This window comes from Chromobacterium haemolyticum (assembly GCF_009936155.1).
In the GTDB taxonomy this organism is placed as follows: Bacteria; Pseudomonadota; Gammaproteobacteria; order Burkholderiales; family Chromobacteriaceae; genus Chromobacterium; species Chromobacterium haemolyticum.
Map to the genome: position 1 here is coordinate 3,779,440 of NZ_AP019312.1, position 20,325 is coordinate 3,799,764.

A 20,325-nucleotide genomic window follows, 5' to 3' on the forward strand; every position below is an offset into this window, starting at 1 on the left:
TTGGTCGCTCAGGGATGGTGGTGGCAAAGTCACAAACATGCCGAAAGATTGCTTGATATTAAATTTTCTAAAAAAATAGTCCAATAATTTCAATGACTTGAACGATTTTTTCAAGAGAGACTTTGGCAAGACAGACTTGAACTGCACTAGCTCAGAGCTCTCGCACCAAAACAGTGCAACACGCGAATCTGCCCCCGTTTTGCCCCCGTTTTCTCAAAATTCACCGTAACCAATTGATTTTAAATGACACAGATATTACTCGCTGAACGGCGCGACGAAAAACGGCAGCCCCTGGGCTGCCGTTTTCATATATGACTTGTCCGGCGGATTTGCATATCATTGCAGTGCTTAAACCCGGAACTCGACACGCCGCCCATGAAAACTCTATCGCTTTGTCTGATGCTGTTGCTGAGCGCCTCTGCTCAAGCCACTGTTTACAAGTACGTGGACAAAGACGGCAACGTCACTTTCACCAATGTGCCGATTCGCGGCGCGCAGGCAATCCGGCTCAATCCGCTCTCTTCCTATCCTAGCCAACACAAGAAAAACAATGCCCCCGGCAACAGCAGCGGCGGGAACGGCGACGCCAAGCCCGCCGGCAGCTACCCCAGCGTCGACCCCGGCACCCAGAAGCAGCGCGACAACGGCCGCCGCAAGATCCTGGAGCAGGAGCTGGCCAATGAGCAGAAAGCGCTGACCGAAGCGGAAAAAGCGTTGGCCGACGGCAAAGCCACCCGCAACGGCGACGAAACCCGCAACTACCAGAAATACCTGAACCGGGTGCAGAAGCTGCAGGACGAAGTCACCGACCGCCAGAAAAACGTGGAAGCCTTGCGCCGCGAGTTGGGGCAGAACTAGTTTGACGCACCACATTGGTGCATACTGACGATGAATGGGCCATTCCCGGGCGCGCGGGCATGGCCCGAATTTTGCTCAGCCTGCGCAAGCCCTTCGCCCCAGCCTACAGGACACACCGCACCATGCCGCCGACCAGCTTCGCCGGACTAGAACTGCTGGACACCCCCGTGCTGATCGTCGATCCCGACGGCGCGCTGTATTTCGTCAATCCCGCTTGCGAAAACCTGCTGGCGCTCGGTAGCCGCGAATTGCTGCGCCACAGCCTGTTCGATCTGTTCCAGCCCTGCCCGGCGCTGCGTCAGGCGCTGTCCACCGCGCTGCGCCACAACGCCAGCTTCATCGAACACGACTTGGAACTGGTCCCGCAGCACAGCGAGCAGCCGCTGCACATCGCGTTGTCGGTCGCACCGGTGGACGCGGACGGCGGGCTGGCGTTGATCGAGCTGCGGCCGCTGGATCAGCAGTTGAAAATCGCCAACGAAGAGCGCCTGCTGCTGCAACACCAGGCCAACCGTGAACTGATCCGCAACCTGGCCCATGAGATCAAAAACCCGCTGGGAGGCATTCGCGGCGCGGCGCAGTTGCTGGAGCACGAACTGCTGGATCGCCCGGAGCTGAAAGAATACACCGCGGTGATCAAGGAGGAGGCGCTGCGGCTGCAATCGTTGGTCGACCGGCTGCTGGCGCCGCACCGCAGCCATGTTCGCGGCGAGATCAATATCCACGAAGTGCTGGAGCGCGTGCGCAGCATCGCGCTGGCGGAATACCCGCAAGGCCTGCAAATTCGCCGCGACTACGACACCAGCCTGCCGCAGTTGGTGGCAGACAAGGAACAACTGATCCAGGTGGCGCTCAACATCGTCAAGAACGCGATCCAGGCGATGAGGGGCCGCGGCGAACTGGTTCTGCGCACCCGGGTGGCGCGCCAGGTGACGCTGGCGCGCAAACGCCACACCCTGGCATTGAAATTGCAGATCATCGACGACGGCCCCGGCATCCCCGACGAGATCAAGGACCATGTCTTCTACCCGCTGGTCACCGGCCGCGCCGAAGGCACCGGCCTGGGCCTGACCCTGGCCCAGGCCTTCGTCCACCAGCACGGCGGCAACATCGAATTCGACTCCCGGCCGGGACAGACCTGCTTCACCGTGACGCTGCCTTTCGCCACGGACTGAGCCGGCCCGCCCACAAACACATTGCCGCCGCCCGCTTCGCCGGCGGCGCCGAGCACAAGGATTTCGCGATGAACCAAGCGGTATGGATTATTGACGACGACAAGGCAATACGCTGGGTGCTGGAAAAAGCGCTGGGACGCGCCGGCATCGGCTTCGACAGTTTCGCCAGCGCCGACGACGCGCTGAACGCGCTGTACGACCGCGCTCCGCAAGTCATTATTTCGGATATCCGCATGCCGGGCACCGACGGGCTGAAATTCCTGTCCAAGGTCAAAGCCGAGCACCCGGCGCTGCCGGTCATCATCATGACCGCGCACTCCGACCTGGATTCCGCGGTGGCGGCCTTCCAGGGCGGCGCCTTTGAATACCTACCCAAGCCCTTCGACGTCGATCAGGCGGTGCTGCTGATCGAACGCGCGCTGGCGGAAAGCCGCCCGGACATCGCGGTCAGCGATCATCAGGAGGCGATGCCGGTGCTGCTGGGCCAGGCTCCGGCGATGCAGGACGTATTCCGCGCCATCGGCCGGCTATCGCAGTCCAACGTCACCGTGCTGATCACCGGCGAATCCGGCACCGGCAAGGAGCGCGTGGCCGAAGCCCTGCACCGCCACTCTGTGCGCGCCGGCAAACCCTTCATCGCGCTCAATACCGCCGCCATCCCCAAGGACTTGCTGGAGTCGGAACTGTTCGGCCATGAGAAAGGCGCGTTCACCGGCGCGCAAGCCACCCGCCGCGGCCGCTTCGAGGAGGCCGAGGGCGGCACGCTGTTCCTGGACGAGATCGGCGACATGCCCACCGAGCTGCAGACCCGTTTGCTGCGCGTGCTGTCCGACGGCCACTTCTACCGCGTCGGCGGCCACACCCCGATCAAGGCCAACGTCCGTGTCATCGCCGCCACCCACCAAAACCTGGAACAGCGTGTGCGCGACGGCCAGTTCCGCGAAGACCTCTACCACCGCCTGAACGTGATCCGCCTGCGGCTGCCCCCGCTGCGCGAACGGCGCGAAGATATCCCGCTGCTGGCCCGCCACTTCCTGACCAAAAGCGCCACCCAGTTGGGCGTGGAGCCCAAGCGACTCAGCGATGCCGCCATGGAGGTAGTCAAACACAGCCTGTTCTCCGGCAATGTGCGCGAGCTGGAGAATCTGTGTCAGTGGATTAGCGTGATGGCGCCCGGCCAAACCGTGGAAGCGGCCGACCTGCCCCAGGAGCTGCGCGATCCCTCCGCCGGCGCCCGCCATCCCGGCGGCGCCGAAACCGGGCAACTGGACTGGCCGCAATTGCTGGCGGAGGAAGTCAGCCGCCGTCTGCGCGCCGGCGAGGTCGGCATCATCGACGAACTGACTCGCCGCTTCGAGATCAGTTGCATCCGCAGCGGCCTGGCCCACACCGGCGGCCGCAAAGTGGAAGCCGCTCACCTGCTGGGCTGGGGTCGCAACACGCTGACTCGCAAGATCCAAGAGTTGGGTTTGGAAGCTCATGCGGATGAAATCCATGACAAGGCCGATCTCGGGCTCATAAAATGAATCCATGATCATTCCGCAAGGACCTACCCATGCCCAAGTCCACGCTAGCGCTGCTCACCCTGCTGGCCGGCGGGTGGGTCCATGCGGCCCCCCTCTTGCGCATCGTCGTCGGTAGCGCCGAACCCGCCCCCTTCATCCAGCATACCTCCACACAACTATCCGGCCCCGTGATCGACCTCACGCGGCAAGCGGCGGAACATTGCGGCCTGAACGCGCAGTTCCGACAACTGCCGGCGCGACGGCTGTTGCGCGGCCTGGCCCTGAACCAGGCCGACGCCGCCGCCATGCTGTCCTTCCAGACCGACCGCGCCAAACAGATGCTCTACCCAATGCGCGACGGGTCAGCGGACAGCCGGCTCAGGCTGACGGCCCTCTCCTACGTGCTCTACGTTCCTCAAGATTCAACGCTGCGTTGGGACGGCTATCGGCTGGACCTGCCCGAGGACGACAGCGTCGGCGTTAATCGAGGCTGGTCCGTCACCCGCGTGTTGAAGGCCCGCCGAATTCCCACCGAGGCCGGCGCGGATCTGGAGGAGAATTTCGCCAAATTGCAGGCGGGCCGCATCGCCGCCTTCGCCATGCACGAGCCCGGCGGCGACGCTTATCTGGCGCAACACCCGCAGCTGCGCATGAAAAAACTGCTGCCGCCGCTAAAAACCGAAAACAATTATCTAGTGTTCGCCAAAGCTTACGGCCAGGCGCATCCGGAACGCATGCGCTGCGTCTGGAGCCAATTGCCGTCGCTGCGCCGGCAACTGGACCTGCCCTAAGAATGTGTTTACGATCTCGCGAGCTAATGCGAAAGCGGCTGAGTAGAACGGAATGGTCAAGTGGCACATGAGCATTTCGAAGACGCCGCTCATCGCGCAATCCCTCCACCAACGCGCAGCAGATCGTAAACAGGCCCCAAGTCAAGCCGCGCCCAGCGGCGTCAGCCCTGGCAAGGTGGCGAAACTCTGCTCCCTCACCGTGGCCAGAAAATCCTGCATATAGGCCAGGCCGCCGTCGTCGCCGCGCACCGCGGCGTACAACTCGCTGCTCAAGCCGCGCTCGCCTATCGGCCGCGCCACCACGTAGCCGCGCTCCAGATAGGGCTTGACCGCCCAGTAAGGCAAGGCCGCCACCCCGCGGCGGCTGGCCACCAGCTGGATGATGGCGATGGTCAGTTCGCTGCTGCGCCGCGCCGGATTGACGCCCGCCGGGCGCAATACCTTGCGCACCAGGTCCAGCATTTCGTCCGGCACCGGGTAATGGATCAGCGTTTCTCCGGCAAAGTCCTCCGCCAGCCAGCAGCGCTTGTTCGCCAGCGGATGATCCCGCGCCACGATGCCCACCATTTCATAAGCGAACAGCGGCTGGTAATCGATGCCGGCCTGCGGCTCCGCCTCGGATACGATGGCGAGATCCGCCCGGTGGCTCAGCAACAGGCTAACCGGATCGGTGTGAAAGCCGGACACGATATCCAGCTCAACGCCCGGCCAATGCTGACGAAACGCGTCCATCGCCGGCATCAGCCAGTCAAAGCAGGTATGGCACTCCACCGCCACCCTCAGTTCGCCGACCTCCCCCTGCCGCAGACGCGCCAGATCGCGCTCCGCCGCGGCCACCCTGGCGTTCAGATCATGCGCCAGCGCCAACAGCCTTTCCCCGGCGGCGGTGAAGCGCAGCGGCTGGGTCTTGCGCTCGAACAAGCTCATGCCGTAGCCCTGCTCCAACTGTTTGAGCTGGTGCGAAAGCGCGGACTGGGTCAGGAACAAGCGACTGGCGGCCAAGGACACGCTGCCGGTTTCGGCCAGCGCCAACAGGGTGCGCAGATGTCTAATCCCCAGAAAGCTCATTATGAATTCATTTCATGTTAAATGGCAAAATAATGAGTTTGTATCATACAACAGCTTGCGTAATGCTAGGGACATCACGAACGAAGGAGTCCACCATGACCACCCTGCACCTGCTCGGCTTTCCCCGCATCGGCGCCAAGCGCGAACTGAAGACCCTGCTGGAAAACTACTGGAAAAACGAAATCGACGAAGCCGCGCTGCTGGGCGGCGCGCGTGAACTGCGCCAGCGCCATTGGCTGTTGCAAAAAGGTGCCGGCGTTGAATTGTCCCCGGTAGGCGACTTCTCCTTGTACGACCACGTGCTGGACGCGCAACTGCTGGTGGGAGCGGTGCCGCCGCGCTTCGGCTTCGACGCCTCCAAGCTGAGCACAGAGCAGTATTTCCAGCTGGCGCGCGGCAATGCCGGCCAGCCGGCGCTGGAAATGACTAAATGGTTCGACACCAACTACCACTACCTGGTGCCGGAATGGCATGCCGACACCGCATTCCAAGCCCAGCCTGAGCGCTTGCTGGCGCAAGTTCGAGAAGCCCAGGCGCTGGGCCTGCGCGCCAAGCCGGTGCTGCTGGGGCCGCTGTCGCTGCTGTGGCTGGGCAAGGCCAAGCACGCCGGCCTGGACAAGCTGTCCCTGCTGCCCGCCCTGCTGCAAGCCTACCGCGACTTGCTGGCCGCGCTGGCGGCGGCGAAAGTGGAATGGGTGCAGATCGACGAACCCATCCTGACCCTGGATCTGCCGTCGGAATGGCTGGCCGCCTTCGAACCCGCTTATCGCCAATTGCAAGACTCTCCGCTGCGGCTGCTGCTGGCCACCTACTTCGGCAGCGTCGCCGAGCATGCCGAACTGCTGCAACGCTTGCCGGTGGCCGGCCTGCACCTGGACTTGGTGCGCGCGCCGCTGCAACTGGCGGCTTTCGCCGAGGGCTGGCCGCAAGACAAGGTACTGTCCGCCGGCATCATCGACGGTCGCAACATCTGGCGCGCCGATCTGTCCCGCGTGCTGGCCAGTCTGCAACCCCTTGCGGCCGATTTGGGCGAGCGCCTGTGGATCGCTCCCAGTTGCTCGCTGCTGCATACGCCCTTCGACCTGGCCGCGGAAACCCAGCTCGACGTCGACGTCAAAACATGGCTGGCCTTCGCGGTGCAAAAGCTTAATGAACTGAAAGTGCTGAAACGCGGCGTGGAGCAAGACCGCGAAGCCATCGCCAACGAACTGGCCGGCAGCGACTACGCCCGCCAGCAACGCGCCGCCAGCCCGCTGATACACCGCCCCGAAGTCCAGCAGCGCCTGGCCACGCTGCCGGCCAACGCCGACCGCCGCCACAGCGCCTATCCCGTTCGCGCCGCCGCGCAGCAAGCCTGGCTCAAACTGCCGCTGCTGCCCACCACCACCATAGGCTCCTTCCCGCAAACCGCATCCATCCGCGGCGCTCGCGCCGCCTTCAAACGCGGCGAACTGCCCGCCGATGCCTACCGTCAGGCAATGCAGCAGGAAATTGAACTGGCGATACGCCGCCAGGAGGCGCTGGACATCGACGTGCTGGTGCACGGCGAGGTCGAGCGCAACGACATGGTGGAATACTTCGGCGAACAGTTGTCCGGTTTCGTGTTCACCGCCGGCGGCTGGGTGCAAAGCTACGGCAGCCGCTGCGTGAAGCCGCCCATTTTGTTCGGCGACGTGGCGCGGCCGCAGCCGATGACCGTGGAATGGGCGGAATACGCACAAAGCCTGACCTCCCGTCCGGTCAAGGGCATGCTCACCGGACCGGTCACGATCCTGCAATGGAGCTTTGTCCGTGACGACCTGCCGCGCGACGAAGTCTGCCGTCAGATCGCCCTGGCGCTGAACGACGAGGTACGCGACTTGGAGACCGCCGGCATCCGCGTGATCCAGATCGACGAGCCTGCCATCCGCGAAGGACTGCCGCTGAAGCGCGCCGATCGCGCCGCCTACCTGGACTGGGCCGGCCATGCCTTCCGGCTGTCTTGCCACGGCGTGGCGGACTCCACCCAGATTCACACCCATATGTGCTATTCCGAGTTCGGTGACATTCTGCCGGCCATCGCCGCGCTGGACGCGGACGTGATCACCATCGAAACCTCGCGCTCGGACATGGAGCTGCTGCAGGACTTCGGCCACTTCCGCTACCCCAACGCCATCGGCCCCGGCGTCTACGATATTCACAGCCCGCGGGTGCCGCCTGAGGCTGAAATCCAGCAGCTACTGGAAAAGGCGCTGCAAGTGATCGAACCGGAAAAACTGTGGGTCAACCCCGACTGCGGCCTGAAAACCCGCGGCTGGCCCGAGGTGGAGGCGGCCCTCTCCAGCATGGTCAAGGTCAGCAAGACGCTGCGCAGACGTCTGGCTCAGGAGGCCGACGCCACCGTCTGAAACGTTTGAGACTGACAAGAAAAAGGCCCCTCGGTCGAGGGGCCTTTTCGCGTGCCGACTCAAGGCTGCAACATGCCGGGCGTCATCATCGCCTTCAAACGCGTCTGCTCGATGCCGTGGCGGTCGCGGTGACTCAACCACCAGACCGATCCCTTCTTCACGCTCCACAGTTGCTGCTGCTCCGACAGCAGGGTGGATGCCAGCCAGCCGATATAAGGCTGATGGCCAACCAATACCACGGTGCGGTTCGCCTCCGGCCAGCCTATCGCCTCCAGCACCTCTTCCGGCGACGCCGTCGGATTCAACGCCGGCACCGTCTGAAAGCTTTTCGCCAGCAAGGCCGCTGTCTGCTGCGAACGCTTGGCCTCCGAGGCCAGCAGCAGATAATCGCGCGGCAGGCGCACCCGCAGCCAAGCTGCCATCTGGCTTGCCTGCTGCTGCCCGCGCCGCGTCAGCGCCCTTGCCAGATCATCGGAGCCGTCCTCCGCCTCCGCGTGGCGCCACAAAATCAAATCCATACACACCCCTCGTTAAAATATTTTCAATCCAGACGCAAGCGGGCCAAGTCGAGCGCCCGCCCCAGGCGGGATGCGCGGCTTGGCGCGACTACGAAATAAAAGCCGCCGGCCCGCTACAAGGGAAACAGCGCCAGCAACACAGGCACCAACAAAGCGGTGAACACCCCGTTCAAGCCCATTGCCAGGCCCGCGAAGGCGCCCGCTGTCTCCGACAACTGAAACACCCGCGCCGTTCCAATCCCATGCGCGGAAATCCCCGTGGCCACGCCCAGCGCCATGTCGTTGCGCAGACGCAGACCGTTGAACAGCGGCCGCGCCGCCACCGCGCCAAAAATGCCGGACAGGATCACGCACATCGCCGCCAATTCCGGCACCCCGCCTATGCTTTGCGACACGCTCATCGCAATCGGCGTGGTCACCGCCCGCGTGCTCAGGGATAGCAGCACCTCATGCGGCAAACCAAATAGCCAACCCAAGCCCACCGCGCTGACGACGCCGGTGACCCCGCCCAAGGCAATGCTCAAGGCCAGCGGCCCCGCCGCGCGCTTGAGCCGGCTCAGGTTGCCGTACAAGGGCACCGCCAAAGCCACCGTCGCCGGACCCAACAACATTTGTATCCACTGCGCGCCCTGCATGTACTGGCGGTAATCGGTGCGCGTCAGTACCAGCCAGCCCAACACCAGCAATACCCCGATCAACACCGGGTTGGACAGCGGATGGCCGCGACAGCGGCGATTAAACGCCAAGGCCAGGCGGTAAGCCAGCAAAGTGACGAAAACCCCCGTCAACGGCGACTCCCGCAGCGCGGACAACACGTCGGCGCTAATCATCTCCTCCTCCGCCCCGCCGCCCCAGCATCCAATGCAAAGCCAGCCCCGGCACCAGCAAGGTGGTGAGCGTCGACAAGGCCAGCACCGCCGCCAGACGCGCGCCGTAATCGGCCAATAGCGTCTGGTAGGCCAGCACCGCTCCGCCGGCCGGGATGAACAGCAAGGACATATGCGCAAGAAAGCGCGGCACATGGGTCTGCAGCGTCGTCGGCACTCCGCGACGCGCGCACAAGGTGGCGAACAATAGCAACATCCCCATGACCGGCCCCGGCACAGGCACGCCCAAACCGCGCACCAAGACTTCTCCCGCCAATTGATAGCCCAACAGCCACAGCGCCGTCTCCATCATGTGATCTTTCCTCCTTCCGCCTTGATGACGTCATGATAATGCCCCGGCTCGCGCTTGGGGATAGACAGATGGACTCGCATCGCGCCGCAGAAGGGCGGGACAAGCCCCCGCCGGCTTTGGCATAATGCGCGCCATGTCCCATCCCCCTCTCTGGCTGCCTCAGCCGCCCGCGCTGTCCGCCGCGGCGCAATCCTGCCTCACCGAAGCCGGCTCGCTGACCGAACGGCTGCAAAGCACTGGTCGCCGCTTCGCCGTGCGCGTGTTGCGGCAAGGTCCCGACGTCTGCCTGGAAGACGAGGCGCCGCAGCTCGGCCTGGCCGCCGGAGCGCCGCTGCAAGCGCGCGAGGTGGCTCTGACCCTAGACGACATCCCGGTGGTGTTTGCCCGCAGCGTCACCCGCCTGGACTGCGCGGCCTGGCAGCCCATTCTAGACCGAGGCAGCCGCTCCCTGGGTCTGACATTGTTCGGCGGCCTGCCGGAATTGCTGCGCGACCCGCTGCGCTATCGCCTCATTGCCGCCGATCATCCGCTGTTCGCGCCGGCGGCCCAACTCAGCCCGCACCCCAGCTACCCGGCGCGGCGCTGCCGCTTCCTGCTGCGGCAAGCGCCGCTGCTGGTGTGCGAACTCTTTTTGCCGGAGCTGGAGAATTTCTTGCTATGAACGCCGCCCGCCTTAATGAACGCTTGACCGTTTACATGCAACTGATGCGCATGGACAAGCCCATCGGCACCTTCCTGCTGCTGTGGCCGACGCTGTGGGCGCTGCTGATCGCCGGCCAAGGCCGGCCCGACCCGCTGATCGTGCTGATCTTCATCATCGGCACCTTTTTGATGCGTTCGGCCGGCTGCGTGATCAACGATTACGCGGACCGCGACTTCGACGGCCACGTGGAACGCACCCGACAACGGCCGTTCGCCCGCGGCGCGGTTGGCAAGAAGGAAGCCTTGCTGCTGGCCGCCGGCCTAGCGCTGCTGTCGCTGCTGCTGATCCTGCCGCTGAACAGCCTGACCCTGCTCTTGAGCGTGCCGGCGCTGTTCATCGCCGCAAGCTACCCTTTCACCAAGCGCTTCTTCCCGGTGCCGCAAGCCTATCTGGGCCTGGCCTTCTCCTTCGGCATTCCGATGGCCTTCGCCGCCCAGACCGGCGCCGTTCCAATGCTGGCCTGGCTGCTGCTGCTGGCCAACGCTTGCTGGACGCTGGCCTACGACACCGCCTATGCCATCAGCGACAAGCCGGACGACCTCAAGATCGGCATCAAGACCTCGGCGATCACCTTCGGCGACTACGACGTGCCGGCCATCATGCTGTTCCACGCCGTCTTCCTCGCGCTGATGGCCGGCATCGGCCGGCACCTGGCGCTGAGCTGGCCTTTTTACCTGTCCCTGCTGATCTCCGCCGTCTTGATGGCCAGGCAGTACCTGGACATCCGGGAACGCGACCGCGCCGCCTGCTTCAAGGCTTTCCTCGACAACAACCGTGTTGGCGCGGCCATCCTCGCCGGCGTGGCGCTCAGCTACTGGCTGCCGTAAAACCCAATGCCATCATTTTTCGGCGCGACGACATTATGTGAATCTTTGTGAACTTTTCGAAAAGGGTTTAATCCCAGAAAAGGCATATTCCACCCATTTGGAATTGCAGCCGACATGCACCACCGGCTTCACACAAGAAAGGACATATCATGAAACTGATTTCCGCTCTGATCGCCGCTGCTTTCGCCACCAGCGCCCTGGCCGCCACCCCGGCGTCCGCGCCCGCCGCCGAAAAGAAAATGGAGCACAAGGCCGAACACAAGCAGGCCGCCAAAAAGCACCACAAGAAGCACGCTTCGGCCCCCGCGCACCACAAGAAATCCGGCCACAAGCATTCGGGAAAGAAAGCTGAACACAAGGCGGCTTCCGCCGCCAAGTAATTGACCGCCGGGCCGCCGGCCCAGCGCAAAAACGCCGCGGCTCATGGCGAGCCGCGGCGTTTTCATATCCGGGTACGATCATAGGGCCGGCCAGACGCCGGCGCGGGCCTCAGCCGGGCGGCGACTTATTCGCCGAAGCCACAGAACACCTCGCGCATCATCTTCAAGACCTCCAGCGTGCGGATGTCGCCAACGCGGTAATAAACGCGGTTCGCGTCCTTGCGCGTGCGCAACACGCCCTTGTCGCGCATAATGGCCAAATGCTGAGAAATATTGCTCTGCGACGTGCCCACCTGCTCGACTATATCCTGCACGCTCACTTCCTGGTCTTCCAGCACCGATATGATCTTCAAACGCAGCGGGTGCGACATGGCCTTCATCGCCCTCGAGGTCTGCTCGATCTGGTCATCGTTGAACAGCAAGGCTTCTCTCCCTGTAGAGTCATTTTATTTAGTCTGACTGCGGTACAATACTACACAAAATCCAATACCATCAAGATTTTCTAATATTCAGAATGTGAATGCCATGAAATCCATCAAACCGGTGTTGTTGTTGATTCTCGACGGTTTTGGCCATCGCACCGAAGGCGATGACAACGCTATTCTTCATGCCTCGATGCCTAATTGGCATCGTCTGCGCCAAACCTTCCCCTACGGCACCATCAACGCCTCGGAAAACTTCGTCGGCCTGCCATCGGGCCAGTTCGGCAATTCCGAGGTGGGCCACCTCAACATCGGCGCCGGCCGCGTGGTGCAACAGGACATCAGCCGCATCGACTGCGACATCGAAGACGGCCGCTTCGCCGCCAATCCCGCGCTGGTTTCCGGTATCGCCAAGGCCAAGGACTCGGCGCTGCACATCATGGGCCTGCTGTCCGATGGCGGCGTTCACAGCCATGAAAACCACATTCATTCGCTGATCCGCGCGGCCCAGGCCGCCGGCGTCGCGCGCATCCTCGTGCACGCCTTCCTGGACGGCCGCGACACGCCGCCGCGCAGCGCCAAGACCTATCTGGAGCGGCTCGACGCGGTGCTGGCCGAATGCCCCGCCGCGCGCCTGGCGTCCGTGAGCGGCCGCTACTGGGCGATGGACCGCGACAAGCGCTGGGAACGCGTGGAGCCAGCTTACCGGCTGCTGGTGGAGGGCGAAGGCCTGTACCACGCCCGCAGCGGCCTGGAAGCGCTGGAAGCCGCCTACGCCCGCGACGAAAACGACGAATTCGTCAAGGCCACCGCCATCGGCGAAGCCGCCAAGATGCGGGACGGCGACGTCGTGGTGTTCATGAACTTCCGCGCCGACCGCGCGCGCCAACTGGTCAGCGCGCTGACCGACCCGGCCTTCGACGGCTTCAAGGCGCGCCAGCCCAAGTTCGCCGACTTCGTCACCCTGACCTCCTACGGCGAAGCCTACAGCCGCCTGTCCATCGCCTACCCGCCGCAGAAAATCAGCAACGGCTTCGGCGAATACCTGGCCAGCCAGGGCCTGAAGCAGCTGCGCATCGCCGAAACCGAGAAATACCCGCACGTCACCTATTTCTTCAACGGCGGCGAGGAGCAGGTCTATCCCGGCGAGGACCGCATCCTGGTGCAGTCGCCCAAGGTGGCCACTTACGACCTGCAACCGGAAATGAGCGCCGGCGAAGTCACCGACAAAATCGTCGCCGCCATCGCCTCCGGCCAATACCAAGCCATCATCTGCAATTACGCCAACGGCGACATGGTGGGCCATAGTGGCATCTTCGACGCCGCGGTCAAGGCGGTGGAAGCGCTGGACGGCTGCATCGGCCGCTGTGTGGAAGCGATGCGCGCCGCCGGCGGCGAGGTATTGATCACCGCCGACCACGGAAACTGCGAACAAATGTACGATGCCGAGCACCACCAGCCGCATACCCAGCACACCTTGAGCCCGGTGCCCTTCCTCTATGTCGGCCGTCCGGCCCGGATCCGCTCCGGCGGTTCGCTGCGCGACATCGCGCCGTCGCTGCTGGCGATGATGGGCCTGGAACAACCGGCGGAGATGAGCGGTCAATCGTTGATCGAATTTCAATAAGACCCGCCGCCGCCGGCTCCGCCGGCGTCATCGACCCAAGCGCGCCGCCCGCGGACGGCGCGCTTGTTGGTCCGCGGCCCAAGTAGAAAGCATATTCCCGGCAATGAAACCTTATGTCCTGATGGCGGCCTTGATCGCCGGAGCCAGCCACGCCGCGCCTCCGGCTTCCGCCGCGCTGTCCACCGCCCCGCACCAGCAAGACCTCAAATCGGTGCGCAAGGAAATCGATACGCTGAAAAAAGACATCGCCCAAAAACAGGCGGTGCAAAAAGAGGCGCAATCGGCGATCAAGGAGTCGGAACAAGCCATTAGCCAGACTACCCAGGCACTGGTGAAGCTGGAGAAAAAACAAAGCAGCTCAGAGCAGCAGCTAGAGGCGCTGCGCGCCCAGATCAACGCCAGCCGCAACAGCCTGGCCGCGGTGCGCCAACGGGTAGGCCAAATGCTGGCACGCCAGTACAAGAGCGGCCAGCACGACGCGATGAAGCTGATGATGAACGCGAACGACCCCAATCAGAGCGCTCGCGACCTCGCCTACTATCAACACATTGCCCGCGCCCAACAGCAGCTGGTCGCCCAGTTGATCACCCGCCAGCACGAACTGGAAGCGCTGTCCTTCCAACTGGAACAGGAACTGGCCCGCCTTAACTCGCTGTCTAACCGCAAGAGCCAGGAAAAGAGTTCATTGCAGCAGGACAAGGCTAGCCAGCAGCAAGAACTCAACAAGGTCACCGGTGAAATCAAGACCGGGCAGAGCAAACTGAGCCAGCTGCAGGAAAACGAAAAACGCCTGACTGGCCTGATCGCCCAGATCAATCGGGAAATCCAACGCCGCCGCGCGGAAATCGCGCGCAAAGCGGCTGAAGAGCGCAAAGCCAAGCTGGCCGCCGCCCGCGAAGCGGCGCGCAAAGAGAACGAGCGCCGCCGCAAGCTGGCTGAAAACGCCAAGAAACAAGGCAAGCCTGTGCCGGAGGAAGCCAAGCAGACCGTCACTGTGAAAGAGGAAGCGATCACCGACGTGGCCGACGACAGCGCCGCCGGCCGCGCCTTCGTCAGCCTGCAGGGCAGAATGAAAATGCCGGTGGCCGGGCAATTGGTCGGCCGCTTTGGCAAACCGCGCCAGCAAGGCGTCAGCTGGAAAGGCGTGTTCATCCAGACCGCCAACGGCACCCCGGTGCGCAGCGTGGCCGACGGCACCGTGGTGTTCGCCGATCAATTGCGCGGCTTCGGCAATGCGATTCTGGTCGACCATGGCGGCAATTACATGACGGTCTATACCGGACTATCGGTGATAGGCAAATCCGTGGGCGGCAGCGTCAAGGCCGGCGACACGATCGGCAACACTGGAACACTGGACAGCGGCGAATCCGGCCTGTACTTTGAAATCCGACACATGGGACGCCCCCTAAACCCGCAAGCCTGGGCGCGCTGAGCCAGGCAACGGAGACAGATAACAAACATGAGCAGCCAAAGAATGAAGAAGATTGCCTGGCTAGTGGCCGGCGCCATGGCCGGCGGCGTGCTGACGCTCAGCATGCAAGCCTTTGCCGACAAGGGCGAATCCCCGCTGCCGCTGAGCGAGCTGCGCACCTTCGCCGAAGTGTTTGGCCGCATCAAGCAAGACTACGTCGACCCGGTGGAAGACAAGAAGCTGATCACCGCGGCCATCAAGGGCATGCTGACCGGCCTGGACCCGCACTCCGACTATATGGACCCGGAAGCCTTCAAGGAACTCAAGGAAGGCACTCAGGGTGAATTCGGCGGCCTCGGCATCGAAATCGGCGCCGAGGACGGCTTGGTCAAGGTGGTGTCGCCTATCGAGGACACCCCGGCGCAGAAGGCCGGCATCAAGAGCGGCGACCTGATCATCAAGATCGACGACACCCCGGTGCGCGGCCTGTCTCTGACCGACGCGGTGAAGAAAATGCGCGGCAAGCCGGGCACCAAGGTCACGCTGACCATCGCCCGCAAAACTGAAACCAAGCCCCTGGTGTTCACGCTGGCGCGCGCGGTGATCAAGACCAAGAGCGTCAAATACAAGCTGCTGGAACCGGACTTCGGCTATGTGCGCATCACCCAGTTCCAGGAGCACACCTCCGAGGACCTGGCCGCCGGCGTGCAGGCGCTTTACAAGGAAAACAAACAGGCGCTGAAAGGCCTGGTTCTGGATCTGCGCGACGATCCGGGCGGCCTGCTCAACGGAGCGGTTGGCGTGTCGGCCGCCTTCTTGGCCAAGAACCAGTTGGTGGTCTACACCGAGGGCCGTACGCCGGACGCCAAGATGCGGCTAACCGCCAATCTGCAGAACTACGCCCGCCCCAACGGCAGCGACCCGCTGGCCCGGCTGCCAGTGGAAGCCCGCAATGTGCCTCTGGTCGTTCTGGTCAACGGCGGCTCCGCCTCGGCGTCGGAAATCGTCGCCGGCGCGCTGCAAGACCACAAGCGCGCGGTGTTGGTGGGCACACAAACCTTCGGCAAGGGCTCGGTGCAATCCATCATGCCGCTGGGCAACGCAGGCGGCATCAAGCTGACAACCGCCCGCTACTTCACGCCGAACGGCCGCTCGATCCAAGCCAAGGGCATCGTGCCCGACGTGGTGGTGGAAGACGGCACGCTGACCGCGGCGGAGCAAGCCATCCGCGTGCGCGAAGCGGACCTGGAAAACCACTTGGCCAACCCCAACGGCGAGGACAAGCCGGCGCCCAAGAGCAACGCCAAGCCCGCGCCAGCGCCGCAACCCGCCCCCGCCCCCGCCAAGCCGGACGACGGCAAGGACAAGGCCAAGCCGGAAGAAAAGAGCCAGTTCGGCCCGCGCGACCCCAACCCCAAAAACGACAACCAGCTGTCGCAGGCGCTGAACATCCTCAAGGTACAGCAGATCCTGCAGAAAAAAGGCAGTTGACCCCGCCTCCGCAGCCACAACGCGCCCCTGGTTTCGCCAGGGGCGTTTTTCATGCGCGCGCTATATTGTCCTCCTGCAAAACACCGTCATTCCTGCTACGCTATCCGGCTCAACCCTAGTTTTCCGGCCGGAGCCGCTGACCCCATGCTTACCCGCGAATTCGTGCTTTCCTTTCGCGAAGCCGCCCCCTATATCAACGCCTACCGCGGCAAGACCTTCGTGCTGGCCGTCAGCGGCGAAACCTTGCAAGACGGAGAATTCGCCAGCCTGGCGCAGGACATCAACCTCTTGGTCAGCCTGGGCGTGCGCATCGTGCTGGTGCACGGCATCCGTCCGCAGATCGAGGGCCTGTTGAAACGCCACGGCATCGCCCGCCTGTTCCACCGCGACCGCCGCGTCACTGACGCCGCCACCATGGACGTGGTCAAACAAGCGGCCGGCGCCACCCGCTGCGACATCGAAGCACTACTGTCCATGGGCATGCCCAATTCTCCAATGCACGGCGCCCATCTGCGCGTGGCCGGCGGCAACTTCGTCACCGCCCAGCCTCTGGGCGTGCTCGATGGCGTGGACATGCAATACACCGGCCAGGTGCGCCGCGCCGATGGCGCCGCCATCCGCGCCCGCCTCGACCATGGCGAGCTGGTGCTGCTGTCCCCCATCGGCTATTCGCTGACCGGCGAGGCCTTCAATCTAACCATGGAAGAACTGGCCACCCACGTCGCCATTACCCTGAAAGCGGAAAAACTGATTTTCGTGATCGAGCAGCGCGGCGTGATGCTGGACGAGGAACTAATCAGCACGCTGACCGCACAGCAGGCCGAAGACCTGCTGGCCTCCGGCCGGCTGCAGGATGACGTCAGCGCCTACCTGCCCTACGCCATCCGCGCCACCCGAGAAGGCATTCCCCGTGCCCACTTGATTAGCCGTCACGCCGACGGCGCGCTGCTGGTGGAACACTTCACCCGCGGCGGCAATGGCACCATGATCGCCCGCGACCCGCTGGTGCGAGTGCGCAACGCCAGCATCGAAGACATCGGCGACATCATCGGCCTGATCCAGCCGCTGGAAGAGCAAGGCGTGCTGGTCAAGCGCAGCCGCGAGCATCTGGAGGTGGAGATCGGCGAATATTCGGTGCTGGAGCACGACGGCAAGATCTATGGTTGCGTGGCCATGCACCCCTTCCCCGACGCCGGCACCGCCGAACTGGCCTGCCTGGCGGTGGCTCAGGACAAACGCGACGGCGGCTTTGGCGAGATGCTGCTCAAACACGTGGAATACCAGGCCCGCACCCAAGGCTTGCAGTCGCTGTTCGTGCTCACCACCCAAACCGCGCACTGGTTCGTGGAGCGGGGCTTCGCCGAAGCGGACAAGAGCGCGCTGCCGCTGGCGCGGCAGCAGTTCTACAACTATCAGCGCCGCTCCAAGGTTTTCGTCAAGGTCTTGTGAGTCCAAGAAACGGTTCCAAAGCCGCGCCGTGGTTGGAAGCATTTCATCTCTGTGACACAATATTGAATTAACCTTTTTCCGATATTTTAAGGATTGCGCCATGAGCAGAACCGTCAATTGCGTCAAGCTGGGCCGCGAAGCCGAAGCCCTCGACTTCCCGCCGCTGCCGGGCGAACTGGGCAAGCGAGTGTTTGACAACGTCTCGAAAGAAGCCTGGCAAGGCTGGCTGCGCTATCAGACCATGCTGATCAACGAAAACCGCCTGAGCCTGGCCGACGCCCGCGCCCGCCAGTATCTGGCCGCGCAGTTGGAAGCCTACTTCTTCGGCGACGGCGCCGACGCTCCCGCCGGCTACACTCCGCCGCAGAACTAATCGCCATGCCCAGCCCTCCAAGCGAGGGCTTTATTTTTCCCTGAACTCTCCACTGTTGGCTTGAACCTCGTATGTCACACACGCAAGACCTGCTGATCAACCGCGAACTTGGCCTTCTAGAATTCAACCGCCGCGTGCTGGCCCAGGCGGAAGACGCCAACCTGCCGCTGCTGGAACGGCTGAAATTCCTGTGCATCGTGTCCTCCAACATGGATGAGTTCTTCGAAGTGCGAGTGGCCTGGCTGCAGGAAACCGCCGTGGCCACGCCGGAGCGCATCCTGGCGGACGGCACCACGCCTGAGCAGGCGCTGGCCAAGGTGGCCACCGCCGCGCACCAACTGGTGCGCGACCAGTACGCCGTGATGAGCGAAGTGCTGTTTCCGGCGCTTCGCGAGGAAAACATCATCTTCCTGCGCCGCAACGAATGGAGCCCCGCGCAACAGCAATGGGTGAAGGACTTTTTCTTCCGCGAGTTGATGCCCATCCTCACCCCCATCGGCCTCGACCCGTCCCACCCCTTCCCCAAGGTGCTGAACAAATCCTTGAACTTCGCGGTGGAGCTGGAAGGGCGCGACGCCTTCGGCCGCGCCTCCGGCATCGCCATCGTCCAGGCGCCGCGCATCCTGCCGCGGGTGATCAAATTGCCGGCGGACGTCAGCGACGGCCATCGCCACACCTTCGTCTTCCTGTCCTCCATCCTCCACTCCCATGTGCATGAGCTGTTCAGCGGCATGGCGGTCAAGGGCTGCTACCAGTTCCGCGTCACCCGCGATAGCGAGCTGACAGTGGAAGACGAAGACGTGAAGAACCTGCGCACAGCCTTGCAGGGCGAGTTGCGCCAGCGCCAGTTCGGCGACGCGGTGCGGCTGGAGATCGCCGATACCTGCCCGTTGCATATGGAAGAATTTCTGCTGACCCAGTTCAACCTGAAGCCGCGCGACGTCTACCGCGTCAACGGCCCGGTCAATCTGGTGCGGCTGATGCAGGTGCCGGACCTGGTGGATAGGCCGGACCTGAAATTCACTCCCTTCATCCCCACGCTGCCGGAGATACTGCGCAAGAAGACGCCACTGTTCGATGCCATCCGCAAGGGCGATATTCTGCTACACCACCCGTTCCAGAGCTTCCAGCCGGTGATTGACATGCTGACGCTGGCGGCTTCCGATCCGCATGTGGTGGCCATCAAGATGACGGTGTACCGCACCGGCACCGACTCGGTGCTGATGGAATCGCTGATCGCCGCCGCCCGCGCAGGCAAGCAGGTGACCGTGGTGGTGGAGCTGATGGCGCGCTTCGACGAAGAAGCCAACATCAGCTGGGCCAGCCGGCTGGAGGACGCCGGCGCCCACGTGGTCTATGGCGTGATCGGCTACAAGGTGCACGCCAAGATGCTGATGGTGGTGCGCCGCGAAGAACACGGCCTTCGCCGCTACGTCCACTTGGGCACCGGCAACTATCACCCTCGCACCGCTCGCCTCTACACCGACTTCGGCCTGCTGACCTGCAATGAACAGATCGCCAGCGACGTCAACGATATCTTCGTACAGCTGACCGGCCTGGGCCGCGCCAGCCAGCTCAAGCTGCTGTTCCAGAGCCCGTTCACGCTGCACAGCATGGTGATGGAGGCGATAGACCGCGAAATCGCCCACGCCCAGGCCGGCAAGCCGGCGCAGATTATCGCCAAGATGAACGCCTTGCTGGAAAGCCAGGTGATCCACGCGCTGTACCGCGCCAGCCAGGCCGGGGTCAAGATCCAGCTGATCGTGCGCGGCGTGTGCGCGCTGCGGCCGGGCGTGCCGGGGCTGTCCGAGAATATCAGCGTGCGCTCCATCGTCGGCCGCTTCCTGGAACACCCGCGCGTGTTCTACTTCCACAACGACCGCAAAGAAGACCTGCTGATCGCCAGCGCCGACTGGATGGGCCGCAACTTCTTCCGCCGCATCGAAACCTGCGTGCCCATTGTCGACGCCAAGCTCAAGCGCCGGGTGATCAAGGAGGCGCTGCGCCTCTATCTGGACGACAACGTCAACGCCTGGGACATGCTGCCGGACGGCGGCTACAAGCGCCGCACCTCCCGCGGCAAGCCGCATTGCGCGCAATTGCAGCTACTGGAAGAGTACACCCGCTGACACCCGGCCCGCGGCCACGCCGCGGGTGCCTC

At 63.5% G+C, this 20,325-nt stretch carries 19 protein-coding genes; 14 read left to right on the forward strand and 5 right to left on the reverse strand.

What is annotated here, in order from left to right:
* The first annotated feature begins 375 nt into the window (after positions 1–375).
* The 4 genes from GYH29_RS17235 to GYH29_RS17250 all read left to right on the forward strand — a co-directional run bounded on the left by GYH29_RS17235 (position 376) and on the right by GYH29_RS17250 (position 4,329).
* A complete protein-coding gene (locus GYH29_RS17235) occupies positions 376–858 on the forward strand; it encodes a DUF4124 domain-containing protein (RefSeq protein ID WP_039755391.1) in 483 nt (160 codons plus the stop codon).
* A 59-nt stretch (positions 859–917) separates the two neighbouring features.
* On the forward strand, positions 918–2,033 hold the full coding sequence (glnL, locus tag GYH29_RS17240; protein ID WP_232060415.1) for a nitrogen regulation protein NR(II): 1,116 nt from the start codon (positions 918–920) through the stop codon (positions 2,031–2,033).
* 68 nt (positions 2,034–2,101) lie between these two features.
* Complete coding sequence (ntrC, locus tag GYH29_RS17245) at positions 2,102–3,559, forward strand: nitrogen regulation protein NR(I) (RefSeq protein WP_019102296.1); 1,458 nt, start codon at positions 2,102–2,104, stop codon at positions 3,557–3,559.
* A 29-nt stretch (positions 3,560–3,588) separates the two neighbouring features.
* A complete protein-coding gene (locus GYH29_RS17250) occupies positions 3,589–4,329 on the forward strand; it encodes a substrate-binding periplasmic protein (protein ID WP_161524178.1) in 741 nt (246 codons plus the stop codon).
* A gap of 141 nt (positions 4,330–4,470) precedes the next feature.
* Here GYH29_RS17250 and GYH29_RS17255 read toward each other — a convergent pair whose 3' ends face one another.
* Positions 4,471–5,397: a LysR family transcriptional regulator gene (locus GYH29_RS17255; RefSeq protein WP_043590999.1), complete on the reverse strand. Its 927-nt coding sequence runs from the start codon at positions 5,395–5,397 to the stop codon at positions 4,471–4,473.
* A 95-nt stretch (positions 5,398–5,492) separates the two neighbouring features.
* Here GYH29_RS17255 and metE point away from each other — a divergent pair, with 95 nt between their 5' ends.
* Complete coding sequence (metE, locus tag GYH29_RS17260) at positions 5,493–7,784, forward strand: 5-methyltetrahydropteroyltriglutamate--homocysteine S-methyltransferase (protein ID WP_161524179.1); 2,292 nt, start codon at positions 5,493–5,495, stop codon at positions 7,782–7,784.
* A gap of 59 nt (positions 7,785–7,843) precedes the next feature.
* On the opposite strand, the gene GYH29_RS17265 is transcribed toward metE, so the two are convergent.
* The 3 genes from GYH29_RS17265 to GYH29_RS17275 all read right to left on the reverse strand — a co-directional run bounded on the left by GYH29_RS17265 (position 7,844) and on the right by GYH29_RS17275 (position 9,481).
* Positions 7,844–8,302, reverse strand: a complete 459-nt coding sequence (locus GYH29_RS17265) for a SixA phosphatase family protein (RefSeq protein WP_043590995.1) — start codon at positions 8,300–8,302, stop codon at positions 7,844–7,846.
* Positions 8,303–8,415: 113 nt separating this feature from the next.
* Positions 8,416–9,132, reverse strand: coding sequence for an LrgB family protein (locus GYH29_RS17270; protein WP_043590992.1), 717 nt, complete (start codon positions 9,130–9,132; stop codon positions 8,416–8,418).
* Positions 9,125–9,481, reverse strand: coding sequence for a CidA/LrgA family protein (locus GYH29_RS17275; protein ID WP_161524180.1), 357 nt, complete (start codon positions 9,479–9,481; stop codon positions 9,125–9,127). The genes GYH29_RS17270 and GYH29_RS17275 overlap by 8 nt, the downstream gene beginning before the upstream one ends.
* Positions 9,482–9,614: 133 nt before the next feature.
* On the opposite strand from GYH29_RS17275, the gene GYH29_RS17280 reads away from it, so the two are divergent.
* The 3 genes from GYH29_RS17280 to GYH29_RS17290 all read left to right on the forward strand — a co-directional run bounded on the left by GYH29_RS17280 (position 9,615) and on the right by GYH29_RS17290 (position 11,391).
* On the forward strand, positions 9,615–10,142 hold the full coding sequence (locus GYH29_RS17280) for a chorismate--pyruvate lyase family protein (RefSeq protein WP_232060416.1): 528 nt from the start codon (positions 9,615–9,617) through the stop codon (positions 10,140–10,142).
* Positions 10,139–11,011, forward strand: a complete 873-nt coding sequence (ubiA, locus tag GYH29_RS17285; protein ID WP_043590990.1) for a 4-hydroxybenzoate octaprenyltransferase — start codon at positions 10,139–10,141, stop codon at positions 11,009–11,011. Before GYH29_RS17280 ends, ubiA begins: the two co-directional genes overlap by 4 nt.
* Before the next feature lie 149 nt (positions 11,012–11,160).
* Positions 11,161–11,391 (forward strand): hypothetical protein, encoded by a 231-nt coding sequence (locus GYH29_RS17290; RefSeq protein ID WP_019103844.1) that lies wholly within the window; start codon positions 11,161–11,163, stop codon positions 11,389–11,391.
* A 125-nt stretch (positions 11,392–11,516) separates the two neighbouring features.
* On the opposite strand, the gene GYH29_RS17295 is transcribed toward GYH29_RS17290, so the two are convergent.
* The gene (locus GYH29_RS17295; RefSeq protein ID WP_019100570.1) at positions 11,517–11,813 is read right to left on the reverse strand and encodes an ArsR/SmtB family transcription factor; all 297 of its coding nucleotides are present in this window, start codon (positions 11,811–11,813) and stop codon (positions 11,517–11,519) included.
* A 103-nt stretch (positions 11,814–11,916) separates the two neighbouring features.
* On the opposite strand from GYH29_RS17295, the gene gpmI reads away from it, so the two are divergent.
* The 6 genes from gpmI to ppk1 all read left to right on the forward strand — a co-directional run bounded on the left by gpmI (position 11,917) and on the right by ppk1 (position 20,293).
* Positions 11,917–13,440 carry a 2,3-bisphosphoglycerate-independent phosphoglycerate mutase gene (gene gpmI, locus GYH29_RS17300; RefSeq protein WP_043590989.1) on the forward strand — a complete coding sequence of 508 codons (1,524 nt, stop codon included), beginning with the start codon at positions 11,917–11,919 and terminating at the stop codon, positions 13,438–13,440.
* Positions 13,441–13,543: 103 nt separating this feature from the next.
* The gene (locus GYH29_RS17305) at positions 13,544–14,872 is read left to right on the forward strand and encodes a murein hydrolase activator EnvC family protein (RefSeq protein WP_039753911.1); all 1,329 of its coding nucleotides are present in this window, start codon (positions 13,544–13,546) and stop codon (positions 14,870–14,872) included.
* Between the two features lie 27 nt (positions 14,873–14,899).
* Positions 14,900–16,342 carry a S41 family peptidase gene (locus GYH29_RS17310; protein ID WP_232060417.1) on the forward strand — a complete coding sequence of 481 codons (1,443 nt, stop codon included), beginning with the start codon at positions 14,900–14,902 and terminating at the stop codon, positions 16,340–16,342.
* A gap of 144 nt (positions 16,343–16,486) precedes the next feature.
* Complete coding sequence (gene argA, locus GYH29_RS17315) at positions 16,487–17,791, forward strand: amino-acid N-acetyltransferase (protein WP_019100566.1); 1,305 nt, start codon at positions 16,487–16,489, stop codon at positions 17,789–17,791.
* A 100-nt stretch (positions 17,792–17,891) separates the two neighbouring features.
* Positions 17,892–18,164, forward strand: a complete 273-nt coding sequence (locus GYH29_RS17320) for an oxidative damage protection protein (protein WP_019100565.1) — start codon at positions 17,892–17,894, stop codon at positions 18,162–18,164.
* Between the two features lie 71 nt (positions 18,165–18,235).
* On the forward strand, positions 18,236–20,293 hold the full coding sequence (gene ppk1, locus GYH29_RS17325) for a polyphosphate kinase 1 (protein ID WP_043590986.1): 2,058 nt from the start codon (positions 18,236–18,238) through the stop codon (positions 20,291–20,293).
* The last annotated feature ends 32 nt before the right edge of the window (positions 20,294–20,325 follow it).

Excerpts from the sequence above, each read along its gene's own strand:
- GYH29_RS17235 (WP_039755391.1), top strand. The coding sequence starts at position 376 with ATGAAAACTCTATCGCTTTGTCTGATGCTGTTGCTGAGCGCCTCTGCT.
- glnL (WP_232060415.1), top strand. The coding sequence starts at position 918 with ATGGCCCGAATTTTGCTCAGCCTGCGCAAGCCCTTCGCCCCAGCCTAC.
- ntrC (WP_019102296.1), top strand. The coding sequence starts at position 2,102 with ATGAACCAAGCGGTATGGATTATTGACGACGACAAGGCAATACGCTGG.
- GYH29_RS17250 (WP_161524178.1), top strand. The coding sequence starts at position 3,589 with ATGCCCAAGTCCACGCTAGCGCTGCTCACCCTGCTGGCCGGCGGGTGG.
- GYH29_RS17255 (WP_043590999.1), bottom strand. The coding sequence starts at position 5,397 with ATGAGCTTTCTGGGGATTAGACATCTGCGCACCCTGTTGGCGCTGGCC.
- metE (WP_161524179.1), top strand. The coding sequence starts at position 5,493 with ATGACCACCCTGCACCTGCTCGGCTTTCCCCGCATCGGCGCCAAGCGC.
- GYH29_RS17265 (WP_043590995.1), bottom strand. The coding sequence starts at position 8,302 with ATGGATTTGATTTTGTGGCGCCACGCGGAGGCGGAGGACGGCTCCGAT.
- GYH29_RS17270 (WP_043590992.1), bottom strand. The coding sequence starts at position 9,132 with ATGATTAGCGCCGACGTGTTGTCCGCGCTGCGGGAGTCGCCGTTGACG.
- GYH29_RS17275 (WP_161524180.1), bottom strand. The coding sequence starts at position 9,481 with ATGATGGAGACGGCGCTGTGGCTGTTGGGCTATCAATTGGCGGGAGAA.
- GYH29_RS17280 (WP_232060416.1), top strand. The coding sequence starts at position 9,615 with ATGTCCCATCCCCCTCTCTGGCTGCCTCAGCCGCCCGCGCTGTCCGCC.
- ubiA (WP_043590990.1), top strand. The coding sequence starts at position 10,139 with ATGAACGCCGCCCGCCTTAATGAACGCTTGACCGTTTACATGCAACTG.
- GYH29_RS17290 (WP_019103844.1), top strand. The coding sequence starts at position 11,161 with ATGAAACTGATTTCCGCTCTGATCGCCGCTGCTTTCGCCACCAGCGCC.
- gpmI (WP_043590989.1), top strand. The coding sequence starts at position 11,917 with ATGAAATCCATCAAACCGGTGTTGTTGTTGATTCTCGACGGTTTTGGC.
- GYH29_RS17305 (WP_039753911.1), top strand. The coding sequence starts at position 13,544 with ATGAAACCTTATGTCCTGATGGCGGCCTTGATCGCCGGAGCCAGCCAC.
- GYH29_RS17310 (WP_232060417.1), top strand. The coding sequence starts at position 14,900 with ATGAGCAGCCAAAGAATGAAGAAGATTGCCTGGCTAGTGGCCGGCGCC.
- argA (WP_019100566.1), top strand. The coding sequence starts at position 16,487 with ATGCTTACCCGCGAATTCGTGCTTTCCTTTCGCGAAGCCGCCCCCTAT.
- GYH29_RS17320 (WP_019100565.1), top strand. The coding sequence starts at position 17,892 with ATGAGCAGAACCGTCAATTGCGTCAAGCTGGGCCGCGAAGCCGAAGCC.
- ppk1 (WP_043590986.1), top strand. The coding sequence starts at position 18,236 with ATGTCACACACGCAAGACCTGCTGATCAACCGCGAACTTGGCCTTCTA.